The 12650-nt window shown below is 66.3% G+C and carries 10 protein-coding genes; 1 reads left to right on the forward strand and 9 read right to left on the reverse strand.

Annotated features, from left to right (window positions below):
• Window positions 1-4 precede the first annotated feature (4 nt).
• The 6 genes from VPA02S_RS23495 to VPA02S_RS23520 all read right to left on the reverse strand — a co-directional run bounded on the left by VPA02S_RS23495 (window position 5) and on the right by VPA02S_RS23520 (window position 7493).
• A complete protein-coding gene (locus tag VPA02S_RS23495) occupies window positions 5-865 on the reverse strand; it encodes an ABC transporter ATP-binding protein (protein WP_015866736.1) in 861 nt (286 codons plus the stop codon).
• Window positions 865-1899, reverse strand: coding sequence for an ABC transporter substrate-binding protein (locus VPA02S_RS23500; protein WP_062365831.1), 1035 nt, complete (start codon window positions 1897-1899; stop codon window positions 865-867). The genes VPA02S_RS23495 and VPA02S_RS23500 overlap by 1 nt, the downstream gene beginning before the upstream one ends.
• Window positions 1900-2022: 123 nt before the next feature.
• Window positions 2023-3024 (reverse strand): TRAP transporter substrate-binding protein, encoded by a 1002-nt coding sequence (locus tag VPA02S_RS23505; protein WP_062365832.1) that lies wholly within the window; start codon window positions 3022-3024, stop codon window positions 2023-2025.
• 42 nt (window positions 3025-3066) lie between these two features.
• Window positions 3067-4332, reverse strand: a complete 1266-nt coding sequence (locus tag VPA02S_RS23510; protein ID WP_062365834.1) for a TRAP transporter large permease — start codon at window positions 4330-4332, stop codon at window positions 3067-3069.
• A 1-nt stretch (window position 4333) separates the two neighbouring features.
• A complete protein-coding gene (locus VPA02S_RS23515) occupies window positions 4334-4933 on the reverse strand; it encodes a TRAP transporter small permease (RefSeq protein WP_155736631.1) in 600 nt (199 codons plus the stop codon).
• Window positions 4934-5189: 256 nt separating this feature from the next.
• Window positions 5190-7493, reverse strand: a complete 2304-nt coding sequence (locus VPA02S_RS23520; protein WP_015866734.1) for an NADP-dependent malic enzyme — start codon at window positions 7491-7493, stop codon at window positions 5190-5192.
• Between the two features lie 219 nt (window positions 7494-7712).
• On the opposite strand from VPA02S_RS23520, the gene VPA02S_RS23525 reads away from it, so the two are divergent.
• Window positions 7713-9047 (forward strand): NAD(P)/FAD-dependent oxidoreductase, encoded by a 1335-nt coding sequence (locus tag VPA02S_RS23525; protein WP_062365837.1) that lies wholly within the window; start codon window positions 7713-7715, stop codon window positions 9045-9047.
• Between the two features lie 3 nt (window positions 9048-9050).
• Here VPA02S_RS23525 and VPA02S_RS23530 read toward each other — a convergent pair whose 3' ends face one another.
• Genes VPA02S_RS23530 through gcl form a run of 3 tightly spaced genes read right to left on the reverse strand, consistent with a single transcriptional unit; the run spans window position 9051 to window position 12577 of the window.
• On the reverse strand, window positions 9051-9959 hold the full coding sequence (locus tag VPA02S_RS23530) for a 2-hydroxy-3-oxopropionate reductase (RefSeq protein ID WP_062365839.1): 909 nt from the start codon (window positions 9957-9959) through the stop codon (window positions 9051-9053).
• 28 nt (window positions 9960-9987) lie between these two features.
• Window positions 9988-10767 (reverse strand): hydroxypyruvate isomerase, encoded by a 780-nt coding sequence (gene hyi / locus VPA02S_RS23535; RefSeq protein WP_062365841.1) that lies wholly within the window; start codon window positions 10765-10767, stop codon window positions 9988-9990.
• 16 nt (window positions 10768-10783) lie between these two features.
• Window positions 10784-12577 (reverse strand): glyoxylate carboligase, encoded by a 1794-nt coding sequence (gene gcl, locus VPA02S_RS23540; RefSeq protein WP_062365842.1) that lies wholly within the window; start codon window positions 12575-12577, stop codon window positions 10784-10786.
• Window positions 12578-12650 lie beyond the last annotated feature (73 nt).

Consider the following 12650-nt stretch of genomic DNA (forward strand, 5'->3'; position numbering starts at 1 on the left):
GCCTTCAGTGGGACACCGCGGCAGCGGCCGTTTGCGCCGCGCTGATGCCCGTGTTGCGGATGGCGCCGATGTGGCCGCGCAGCTCGAGCACGATGTCGGTGAATTCCTTGGTGTAGGTGAGCTCCAGCTCGCGCGGACGCGGCAGCTCGATCTCGCGCTTGACCACGAAGCGGCCCGGGCTCTTGCTCATCACGTACACCGTGTCGGCCAGGAACACCGACTCGCGCAGATCGTGCGTCACCAGGATGACGTTGAACTGCTGCTCGGTCCAGAGGTCGCGCAGGATGCACCAGAGCTCCTCGCGCGTGAAGGCGTCGAGCGCGCCGAAGGGCTCGTCGAGCAGCAGCATCTTGGGCTCGTGGATGAGCGCGCGGCAGATGCTGGCGCGCTGCTGCATGCCGCCCGAAAGCTGCCATGGAAACTTGTCTTCATAGCCCGCGAGGCCGACCTTCTGCAGCAGCTTGCGCGCGCGCTCGACGTATTCCTTGCGTTTGGCCTTGAAGCTCGAGCGGTAGGGCTCGACGATCTCGAGCGGCAGCAGCACGTTGTCGACCGTGGTGCGCCACGGCAGCAACGACGGCGCCTGGAACGCCATGCCCGAGATCTTGAGCGGCCCGGTCACGGGCTGGCCGTCGATGCGGATCTTCCCCATCGACGGCATCTTGAGGCCCGTGGTGAGCTTCATGAAGGTCGACTTGCCGCAGCCCGAGGGCCCGACGATGGCAATGAATTCGCCGCGCTTGACCTTCAGGTCGATGGCCTCCACCGCGAAGTGGTTGGCGCGCAGCAGCTCCTCGTTGTAGGCGAGCCAGACGTCCTGGAAGTCGACGAAGGGAGCAGCGGCCGCGTTCGATGCGTCCGCCATCACTTGCGCAGCACGCCGCTCAGTTCGGCCGCGGGCGGCAGCAGCGCGGCGGTCCACACGGCATCGGGGCTCACGCGGGTCTTGGTGTTGAACGCGTCCGACACCTGCGAGGCCATCAGCGACATGCGGCCCGCGTTGACCACGCCAAAGCCTTCGCTGCGCGCGTCGGCGCTGTTGATCACGGTGTCGATGGCCAGCTGCAGGCGGCGGGTTTCGAGCTTGCTGTCGATGATGCCGTCGCGCGCTTTCACCGACTCGATGGCCACCGCCGGATTGGCGATCACTTCCTTCGCCCCCTTGGCAAAGGCCGAGAGGAATCTCTTCACCGCTTCCGGGTTCTCCTTGATGAGCTTGGGCGAGGCGATGATCACGTTGCCGTAGAGCTTCACGCCGTAGTCGGGGTAGGGCAGCACGACGATGTCGGCGGCCTTGGCGCCGCGCGCCTCGAGGTTCAGCAGCGAGGTGAAGGTGAAGCCGGTGATCGCGTCGATGTCGCCGCGGATCAGCATGGTCTCGCGCAGCGTCGGGTCCATGGCGGTCCAGTTCACGGCGCCGATGCTGTTGGCCTTGGCGAAGATCGGGAACGCGCGGCGGCCCGCGTCGAACACCGGCGCGCCGAGCTTCTTGCCCGCGAGGTCGCCCGGCTTGGCGATGCCGCTCTTCTTGAGCGCCATGACCGAGGCCGGCGTGTTGTTGTAGACCATCATCACCGCCACTGGCTTGTTGGGGCTGTCAGGGTTGTTGGCGTGGAATTCCATCAGCGCCGCGAGGTCGGCAAAACCCATGTCGTAGGCGCCCGAGGCCACGCGCGTGACCGTGCCGCCCGAGCCGTTGCCCGCGTCGATGGTCACGTCCAGGCCCGCGGCCTTGAAATAGCCCTTGGCGGCGGGGTGCAGGAACAGCGCGGCCGGTCCTTCGAAGCGCCAGTCGAGCTGGAACTTGATCGGCGTCATGGTCTGGGCCAGGGCCGGGGAAAGGCCGAAGCTGAGGGCCGAGGCGGCGAGGAAGGACTGGAGCAATTGGCGCTTGTTCATGCGGGATCCGTTGGAGGTGAATGCTTCTGCATTCAAGCAAAAACGGTGCCCGCACGCGATTGGTGCGAACCCTTCCGCGGAACTGTTGTGGTGCGCAATGGGTCGGCGGCGCACCGGCCTGGTTCAGAGCGCCGCGCCGATCTTGCGCAACTCCGCGATCTGCGGCGCCTTGGGCAGCCAGATCTTGTCGAACTCCGCGATGACCGGCGCGGGGTTGTAGCCGGCGTCGCTCTTGATCGTGATGCCGCTCGCCTTGAACTTGTCGATCAGGCCGAGCTCGGTGGTCACGATGTCCTTGATCTGCGCGTCGAGCGACTGCTTGACCAGGTCGGTGATCAGCGCCTTGTCCTTGCCGTCGAGCGTCTTCCAGATGCGGCCCGACACCAGCGGCGCAAAGGGCATGAAGAGCGCATTCATCGGCAGCATTGTTTTTGCGACGCGGTCGAAGCGCTGGTTCCACGAGAACTCGATGTCCGCCTCGAGCCCGTCGACCTGGCCGTTGGACATGGCGTCGAAAACGGCCGGCGTCGGAATCGGCGTGGGCGCGGCGCCCAGCAGCTGGTAGAAGTCGCGGTACACGGGCGTCGGGTTGATGCGCAGCTTCATGCCCTTGAGGTCGGTGGGCGTGGAGATCGGCTTGGTGGCAAACACCACGCGCATGCCCGTGATGCCCCAGCCCAGGCCGATGGTGCCGGTCTCGCGCGGCAGCACCTCGAGCAGCTTCAGCGCGGCGGGCGTGCGCACCAGCGAGGCCACGTTGGTGGTCGAGCGCACGAGGTAGGGTGCGTTGATGGCCGCCACGCTGGACACGCGCGAGCCGAGTTCGGCCGCCTGGATCCAGCCCATGTCCAGCGCGCCCGACTGCAGCTGCTGCATCATGGCCGACTCGTTGCCCAGCTGGCCCGAATGGAACACCGTCGCGCTCAGGCGGCCGTCGGTGGCCTTCTTGAGCGCTTCACCGAAGGCGAGCGCGGCGCGGTTCCACGAGTGGCCGGCCGGCGTGATGAGGCCGAGGCGGAATTCCTTGGCGGCCGCCGCGCGCGACACGGTGCAAAAGAGGGCGGACGACGCGGCAGCGGTACCGGCTGCAGCCTGGACGACGAATTTGCGGCGAGAAAGGGACATGCGGGGCTCCGGTTGTGTGAAGGGAAAGGAAGGCGGCGGGACTTACTTGATGAGCGCGAGCGACAGGCTCGGGAACAGCGACAGCAGCACCAGCGCGGCGCAGCAGATCAGGAAGAACGGCAGCGTGACGATGAACATCTTTCCGGGCTTGGCCCCGGTCACGGCGGAGGCCACGAAGAAGCTCAGTCCCACGGGCGGCGTCATCAGCCCGAGCACGAGGTTGATCACCACCACCACGCCGAAGTGGCGCGGGTCGATGCCGTAGATCTCGGTGGCAATTGGCAGCAGGATGGGCACCGTCATGATCAGCCCCGGAATCCCGTCGATCACGGTGCCGATCACCAGCAGGATCAGGTTCACGAGCAGCAAGAACGCGATCGGATCCTTGGCCACGGTCTGGATCCATGCGGCCGTGGCCTGCGGCACCTTGCCGTAGATCAGGAGCCACGAGAACACGGCCGCCGCGGCCACCAGGAACAGCACCACGGCCGAGTAGATCGCAGACTTGAGCAGGATCTGCGGAATCGTCGCGAAGCGGAATTCCTTGGTGACGTAGCGGCCCACCAGCACCGCGGCCACCGCGCCCACGGCGGCCGCTTCGGTGGGGTTGGCGAAGCCGCCGAGGATCGAGCCGACGATCACGATGGGAATCAGCAGCGTCGGGCAGGCCGTGAGCACCGTGTGCAGGCGCTGCCGGATGGTGCGCTTTGCGGTGCGCGGATAGTTGTAGAAGAAGCCCATGCACGCGATCACGATGAAGAACAGCACCGTGAGGATCACGCCCGGGATGATGCCGGCAATCAGCATGTCGCCCACCGCCACCTGTGCGAGCACGCTGTACACCACGAACATCACCGAGGGCGGAATGATCGGCCCCAGCATGCCGCCGTACACCGTGATGCCGGCCGCAAAGGTCTTGTCGTAGCCCTGCTTCTCCATCTCGGGCACCATGATCTGGCTCATGATGGCCACCTGCGCGGTGGCCGAGCCGATGATCGACGACACCAGCATGTTGGCCAGGATGTTCACGTAGGCGAGGCCGCCTTTCACCGAGCCGATGAAGGCCAGCGCGAGGTCGACCAGCCGCTTGGTGATGCCGCCGCCGTTCATGATCTCGCCGATCAGGATGAACAGCGGAATCGCGATGAGGCTGTAGCTGTCGACGCCGCCGAACATCTGCACCGGGAACGACTGGAACAGCACCGTGTCGCCGGCGTCGAGGATGTACACGATGCCCGCCAGGCACAGGCAGGCGCCGATCGGCACGCCGACCAGCATGATCAACAGGAAGAATGCGGAAGTCAGCATGTCAGTTCACCGCGTCTGCATTGGTCACGTGGAACTCGGCGTGCGTGCGCCGCGGCTGCAGGCCCAGGTCCTCGACGAGGTTGGACAGCGCGTGCAGGCTGAGTGTGAGGGAGAACACCGGCAGGATCAGCTGGACGGCCCAGGTCGGCCAGTTCAGCGTCTGCGTGCGCTCGGTGTAGAGAAAGTTGAAGGATTCGGCCGCGTACTCCTTGGCATCGAAGCCATAGCGCACGATGCCCACCGGGTCCATGTAGAGCCAGCACATTGCCAGCAGCGCAAGGCCCAGCAGCAGCACGCCGCCGGAGGCGCTGGCCTTGGCGATGCGCGCGGCCTTCTCGCCGAGCTTGTCGGTGAGCAGCGTCACCGCAAAGTCCAGCCGCAGCCGCGTCATCGCGGAGGCGCCGATGAAGGTGAGCCACACCACGCAGTAGACGGAAGCTTCGTCGACCCAGTAGAGCGGCACGCCGGCGTAGCGCGTGACCACGTTCAGCAGCACCAGCGCGATGAGCAGCCCCATGAGGCCCGAGAGCAGCCGGCGCTCGCAGCGCAGCACGAAGTCGGACGCATCGAGCACCCGGCGGGAGAAGCTCCCGCGTTCCAAGGCATGTTCTTCCATGTGAGAAGAGAAGAGAAAGGAGGGTTGGAAGGGAGGATTGGCGAAGGGCCCGGAGGCTGCGATTCTGTAAATATATTAATAAGATATTTGAAATATCCGATCAGGGTATTAGCAGATTGCATGCCAGCCGAAAAAATGATGAGCGGGCGAAAACGGTGCGTGCACCGCCCGGCCCGCAATGAAAAACGCCCCGCTGCGTGCTGCAGCGGGGCGTTGGTTCAGGGGAAGCGCAAGCGGCCTGCTACTTGAGCGCGGTCGTCGCGTTGGCCACCGCCAGCGCCGTCATGTTGACCACGCGCCGCACCGTCGACGAGGGCGTGAGCACATGCGCCGAGCCTGCGGCGCCGAGCAGGATCGGGCCGACGGTGATGCCGTTGGCGCCCGTCATCTTCAGCACGTTGTAGAGGATGTGGGCCGAGTCGAGGTTGGGGCACACGAGCAGGTTGGCTTCGCCGGTGAGCGTGCTCTCGGGCAGGGCGGTGCGGCGTACCTCTTCGGACAGCGCCGCGTCGCCGTGCATCTCGCCGTCGCATTCGATGTCGGGCGCCATCTGCGCGAACAGGTCGCGCGCGAGCCGCATCTTGCGCGCCGAGCCGCGGCTGGAGGTGCCGTAGTTCGAGTGCGAGAGAAAAGCCACCTTCGGCGGCAGGCCGAAGCGGCGCACCTCTTCGGCGGCCATCATGGCGATGCTCGCGAGCAGCTCGGCGCTCGGGTCTTCGTTCACGTTGGTGTCGGTGATGAACACCGTGCGCTTCTCGAGCGTGAGCGCATTGAGCGTGGCGAAGCCCGGCGCGCCGCGCTTCAGGCCGATCAGGTTGCGGATGTGCTCCAGGTGCACGTCGAAGCGCCCGACCAGGCCGCAGATCATGGCGTCGGCATCGCCCAGGTGCATCATCAGCGCCGCAATGGTGGTGTTGGAGCGGCGCACCATGGTCTTGGCGGCCTCGGGCGTGACGCCGCGGCGGCCCATGACCTTGTGGAAGGTCTCCCAGTAGGTGCGAAAGCGCGGATCGTCCTCGGGGTTGACGATCTCGAAGTCGGTTCCCGCGCGGATGTGCAGGCCGGCCTTCTGGATGCGCGCCTCGATCACGGCCGGGCGCCCCACCAGGATGGGCTGGGCCAGGCCTTCGTCGATGGCCCACTGCGCGGCGCGCAGCACGCGCTCGTCCTCGCCTTCGGCATAGGCCACGCGCTTGGCGGCCGCGATCTTGGCGGCGCTGAACACCGGGCGCATGAACATGCCGGTCTGGAACACGAAGCGCGTGAGGTGCTGGCGGTAGGCCTCCAGGTCCTCGATCGGGCGCGCGGCCACGCCGGAGGCGGCCGCCGCCTTGGCCACGGCCGGCGCAATGCGCAGGATCAGCCGCGAATCGAAGGGTTTGGGAATGATGTAGTCGGGCCCGAAGGACAGTTCCTGCCCGGCATAGGCGGTGGCCACTTCCTCGCTGATGTCGGCCTTGGTGAGCTCGGCGATCTCGCGCACGCAGGCCAGCTTCATTTCTTCCGTGATCTTGCTGGCGCCGCAGTCGAGCGCGCCGCGGAAGATGTACGGGAAGCACAGCACGTTGTTGACCTGGTTCGGGTAGTCCGAGCGGCCGGTGGCGATGATGCAGTCGGGCCGCACGGCCTTGGCGAGCTCGGGGCGGATCTCGGGCTCGGGGTTGGCCAGCGCCAGGATGATCGGCTGGCCGGCCATGGTCTTGACCATGTCGGCGCTCATCACGCCGGGCGCGGAGCAGCCCAGGAACACATCGGCGTCCTTCACCACGTCGGCCAGGGTGCGGGCGCCGGTGTCTTTCTGGGCGTAGCGCGCCTTGGAGTCGTCGAAGCCGCCCGCGCGGCCCATGTAGATCAGGCCCTTGGAGTCGCAGGCGTAGATGTTGGCGGGCTTGGCGCCCAGGCCCACCATCACGTCGAGGCAGGCAATGGCGGCCGCGCCGGCGCCGGAGACGGCGATCTTGACCTCCTCGATCTTCTTGCCGACCAGTTCGAGGCCGTTGATGAGCGCCGCGGCCGAGATGATGGCCGTGCCGTGCTGGTCGTCATGGAACACCGGGATGTTCATGCGCTCGCGCAGCTTCTTCTCGATGTAGAAGCACTCGGGCGCCTTGATGTCTTCCAGGTTGATGCCGCCCAGCGTGGGCTCGAGCGCCGCGATGATCTCGACCAGCTTGTCGGGGTCGTTCTCGGCCAGTTCGATGTCGAACACGTCGATGCCGGCGAATTTCTTGAAGAGGCAGCCCTTGCCCTCCATCACGGGCTTGGCGGCCAGCGGGCCGATGTTGCCCAGGCCCAGCACCGCGGTGCCGTTGGTGACCACGCCCACCAGGTTGCCGCGCGCGGTGAACTCGGCCGCCATCGACGGATCGGCCGCGATGTCCAGGCACGGGTAGGCCACGCCGGGCGAATAGGCCAGCGACAGGTCGCGCTGGTTCAGGAGCGGCTTGGTCGGGCTGATGGAAATCTTGCCCTTGACGGGCGAGCGGTGGTATTCGCGCGCTGCTTCGCGAAGTGCTTCTTCGGCGGGTGACAGGTTAGCAGCCATGAAAAGTCTCCTTGTTTCTGACGGGCAATGAGGCTACCCCAAAAAACGGCCGCCTCTTCTCCGGGTGGGCACGGGTTTTGGTGCTCCAGGCGTGAATTTCCTGCATGCCGACTCGCTAAACTCCCGGCTGTTACCAGGATTTAACGCTTGGCCAACAGCCCGTGCATCGGCCTTGCGGCCGTCACCATCCACAACGAAGAACGACCAGGAGGGGAGCGCATGACGCCCGGACCTTTCACGAGTACAGAGCCCGACGTCGTGGTCATCGGCGGGGGCCCGGCGGGTTCCACCGTGGCCGCGTTGCTGGCGGACAAGGGCCACGACGTGGTGCTGTTCGAGAAGGCGCACCATCCGCGCTTCCACATCGGCGAATCGCTGCTGCCGATGAACATGCCCCTGTTCGACCGCCTGGGCGTGCGCACCGAGGTCGAGGCCATCGGCATTGCCAAGCACGGCGCCGAGTTCGTCTCGCCCTGGCACGACCACACCAGCCACTTCTTCTTCGGCGAGGCCATGGACAAGAGCTTTCCGTATGCGGTGCACGTGCGCCGCTCGGAGTTCGACGAGCTGCTGTTCCGCCATGCCGCCCGGCGCGGCGCGCGCACCTTCGAAGGCCAGCGCGTCATGGGCGTGGACATGGACGCCGGCAAGGGCGCGGACAAGCGCGCGCTGGTGAAGATCAAGGCCGAGGACGGCAGCGAAACCAGCTGGCGCCCGCGCTTCGTGATCGATGCGAGCGGCCGCGACACGGTGCTGTCGAACCAGTTCGACGCCAAGCAGCGCAACCGCAAGCACGCCAGCGCGGCCCTGTTCGGCCACTTTGCCAATGCGGAGCGCCGGCCCGGCCGCTACGAAGGCAACATCTCGCTCTTCTGGTTCGACCACGGCTGGTTCTGGTACATCCCGCTGAAGGACGGTACCGTGAGCGTCGGCGCCGTGGCGTCGCCCGCGTACTTCAAGCGGCGCAAGGGCACGCTCGAGGAGTTCCTGATGGAGACCATCGCGCTCGCGCCCAAGCTGGCCGCGCGCCTGAAGAACGCCACGCTGATGGAAGGCGCCACCACCACCGGCAACTACGCCTACGACTCCAAGTTCTGCCGCGGCGACCGTTTCATGATGGTCGGCGACGCCTATGCCTTCGTCGACCCGATGTTCTCGTCGGGCGTGTACCTGGCAATGAACAGCGCCTTCGAGAGCGCCGCCGCGGCCGACCTCTGGCTCAGGGGCGAGATGAAGGAAGCCGAGAAGGCCTTCCGCCGCTTCGACAAGGTGATGAAGCATGGCCCGAAGATGTTCTCGTGGTTCATCTACCGCATCACCTCGCCGGCCATCCGCCGGCTGTTCATGAACCCGCGCAACATCTGGCGCATGCAGGAGGCGCTGCTGTCCATCCTGGCGGGCGACCTGTTCCGCAACACGCCCATCGGCCCGCGCTTCTGGGGCTTCAAGATCACCTACTACGTCTCGTGCATCGGCATCCTGCCGCAGGCCATCAAGACCTGGGCATGGCGCCGGCGCAACCTGAAGGAATCGCTGGAAGCAGCGAAGACCTGAGCCTCAATCTGGCGTAACGGTGTGCTGCGCGAGTGCCTCGAGCGCACGCACCAGCGCCGAATGGTCCTGCTGGCCATGGCCCAGTGCGGCGCAGGCATTCATGAGCTGCGCCGCGCCCGCCGTCTGCGGCAGCGCCACGCCCAGCGCCCGTGCGCTCTGCAGCGCCAGGTTCAGGTCCTTCTGGTGCAGCGAGATGCGGAAGCCCGGCGCGAAGGTGCGCTTGATCATGCGTTCGCCGTGCACCTCGAGGATGCGCGAGCTCGCGAAGCCGCCCATCAGCGCCTGGCGCACCTTGGCCGGATCGGCGCCGGCCTTGGAGGCGAACAGCAGCGCCTCGCCCACGGCAGCGATGTTGAGCGCCACGATGATCTGGTTGGCCACCTTGCAGACCTGGCCGTCGCCCACGTTGCCGACCAGCGTGACGTTCTTGCCCATCTTCTCGAGCAGCGGCCGCACCTGGCCGAAGGTGCCTTCGTCGCCGCCGCACATGATGGTGAGGCTCGCGGCCTTGGCGCCCACTTCGCCGCCCGAGACCGGCGCGTCGATGTAGCCGCAGCCCAGCGCAATGATCCGCTTGGCAAAGCCCTTGGTGGCAATCGGATCGATGGAGCTGCAGTCCACCACGATCTTGCCGCGCGAGTCCTTCAGGCCCTCGGCCACGCCCTGCGTGCCGGGCTCGCCGAACAGCACTTTTTCCACGTCGGGCGTGTCGGGCACCATGATGAAGATCACGTCGGCCTGGCGCGCCACCTCGGCCGCCGAGGCGCAGATGGTGGCCTTCGAGATGAAGGGCTCGGGCGTGTTGCCCTGGGTGTTCACGAAGAGCTGGTGCCCCCCGTCGAGCAGGTGGCCCGCCATGGGTGCGCCCATGATGCCGAGGCCGATGAATCCGATCTTTTGCGATTGCGACATGTCTTTGTTTCCGATCTGAAGTTGTCTTTTATTGCGTGAGCGCTTCGCGCCAGCCGAGGCCGTCCACGGTGTCGCTGCGCGGCTTGTATTCGCAGCCGATCCAGCCCTCGTAGCCGATCGAATCGATGTGCCGGAAGAGCCAGGGGTAGTTGATCTCGCCCGTGCCCGGCTCGCCGCGCCCGGGGTTGTCGGCCAGCTGGATGTGGCCGATCTGCGCAAGATGCTTCGAGAGCGTGTTGCCGAGCTCGCCTTCCATGCGCTGCGCGTGGTAGATGTCGTACTGCACCTTCAGGTTCGGCGAGCCCACCGCCTCGATGAGCGCGAGCGCCTTGTCGGTGCGGTTCAGGTAGAAGCCCGGGATGTCGAAGGTGTTGATCGGCTCGACCAGCAGGCGCAGGCCCGCGGCCTCGAGTTCGCGCGCGGCCAGGCGCAGGTTGTCGATCACCGTGCGGTTCACTACGTTGATGTCGGCGCCCTCGGGCACCTTGCCGACCAGGCAGTTGAGCTGCGGGCAGCCCAGGGCGGTGGCGTAGTCGATGGCCATGGCAATGCCTTCGCGGAACTCGCTGGTGCGCTCCGGATGGCAGGCGATGCCGCGCTCGCCCTTGTCCCAGTCGCCGGCCGGCAGGTTGTGCAGCACCTGCTGCAAACCGTTGGCGCGCAGCGCGGCTGCGAGCTCCTTCTTTTCGAAGGGGTAGGGGAACAGGTATTCCACCGCCTCGAAGCCGGCCTTGGCGGCGGCCTCGAAGCGCTGCATGAAAGGCAGCTCGGTGAAGAGCATCGTGAGGTTGGCTGCGAACTTGGGCATGGTGTGTTGTTCCTCTTCAGTCCAGCATCTCGGCCGCGACGGCGGTCGGCGCATCGGCCGGATGCTCGGCCAGCGGCTCGAACTCGGTGATGTTGTCGATCTCGGTGCCCATCGCGATGTTGGTCACGCGCTCCAGCATCACCTCGATGACGACCGGCACGCTGAACTCGGCCATCAGTGCTTCGGCGCGCTGGATGGCCGGCGCGATCTCTTCCTGCCGGTTCACGCGGATCGCCTTGCAGCCCAGGCCCTCGACCACTTTCAGGTGGTCCACGCCGTAGCTGCTTTCGATGCCCGCATCGGGCCCCGCGTTGATGTTGTCGAATGCGAGCTGCACGCAGTAGTCCATCTCGAAGCCGCGCTGCGCCTGGCGGATCAGGCCGAGGTAGGAGTTGTTGACCACGATGTGGATGTACGGCAGCTTGAACTGCGCACCCACCGCGAGCTCCTCGATCATGAACTGGAAGTCGTAGTCGCCCGAGAGCGCGACGATCTTGCGCGTCGGGTCCGCGGCGCGCACGCCGAGGGCGGCCGGAATGGTCCAGCCCAGCGGGCCGGCCTGGCCGCAGTTGATCCAGTGGCGCGGGTTGTACACGTGCAGGAACTGCGCGGCCGCGATCTGCGAGAGCCCGATGGTGCTCACGTAGCAGGTGTCGTTGCTGAAGTTGTTGTTCATGCACTGGTACACGCGCTGCGGCTTCATCGGCACTTCGTCGAAGTTGGTCTTGCGCAGCATGGTCTTCTTGCGCTCGATGCACGACCTGGCCCACTCGCGGCGGTCGCGCAGCTTGCCGGCGGCCTTCATCTCCTCGGCCACTTCGACGAAGAGCGCGAGCGCGGCCTTGGCGTCGGACACGATGCCGAAGTCGGGCGTGAACACGCGGCCGATCTGCGTGGGCTCGATGTCCACGTGAACGAAGGTCCGGCCCTTGGTGTAGACGTCGACCGAACCCGTGTGCCGGTTGGCCCAGCGGTTACCGATGCCCAGCACGAAGTCGCTCGCGAGCATCGTCGCGTTGCCGTAGCGGTGGCTGGTCTGCAGGCCGCACATGCCGGCCATCAGCGGATGGTCGTCGGGAATGGCGCCCCAGCCCATCAGCGTGGGAATCACCGGCACGCCGGTGGTCTCGGCAAAGCGCACCAGCAGGTCGGCCGCATCGGCGTTGATGACGCCGCCGCCGGCCACGATCAGCGGGCGCTCGGCGGCCTGGAGCATGCCGATGGCTTTTTCGATCTGGGCGCGCGTGGCGGCGGGCTTGTAGGGGGTGAGCGGCTGGTAGGCGTCGATGTCGAACTCGATCTCGGCCATCTGCACGTCGAAGGGCAGGTCGACCAGCACCGGGCCCGGGCGGCCTGAGCGCATCAGGTGGAAGGCCTGCTGGAACACCTGCGGCACCTGGCCGGGCTCGCGCACCGTGACCGACCACTTGGTGACCGGCTTGGAGATCGACTCGATGTCCACCGCCTGGAAGTCTTCCTTGTAGAGCCGCGCGCGCGGCGCCTGGCCGGTGATGCAAAGAATGGGAATCGAATCGGCCCAGGCCGAATAAAGGCCCGTGATCATGTCGGTGCCCGCAGGCCCCGAGGTGCCGATGCACACGCCGATGTTGCCGGCCACGGCACGCGTGTAGCCCTCGGCCATGTGCGAGGCGCCCTCGACGTGGCGCGCGAGGATGTGAGAGATGGTGCCGCGCTGGCGCAGCGCGGAATACATCGGATTGATGGCCGCGCCGGGCACGCCGAAGGCCTGCGTCACGCCTTCCTTTTCCATCACCAGCACGGCGGCCTGGACCGCTTTCATTTTTGCCATGGGACTGTCTCCTTGAGTGGCGTCCACTGTAGGAAGCGCGGGCCATTCGAAGAAGACGGCTGCGGACCATAAA

It is taken from the genome of Variovorax paradoxus NBRC 15149, assembly GCF_001591365.1.
Classification (GTDB): Bacteria; Pseudomonadota; Gammaproteobacteria; order Burkholderiales; family Burkholderiaceae_C; genus Variovorax; species Variovorax paradoxus.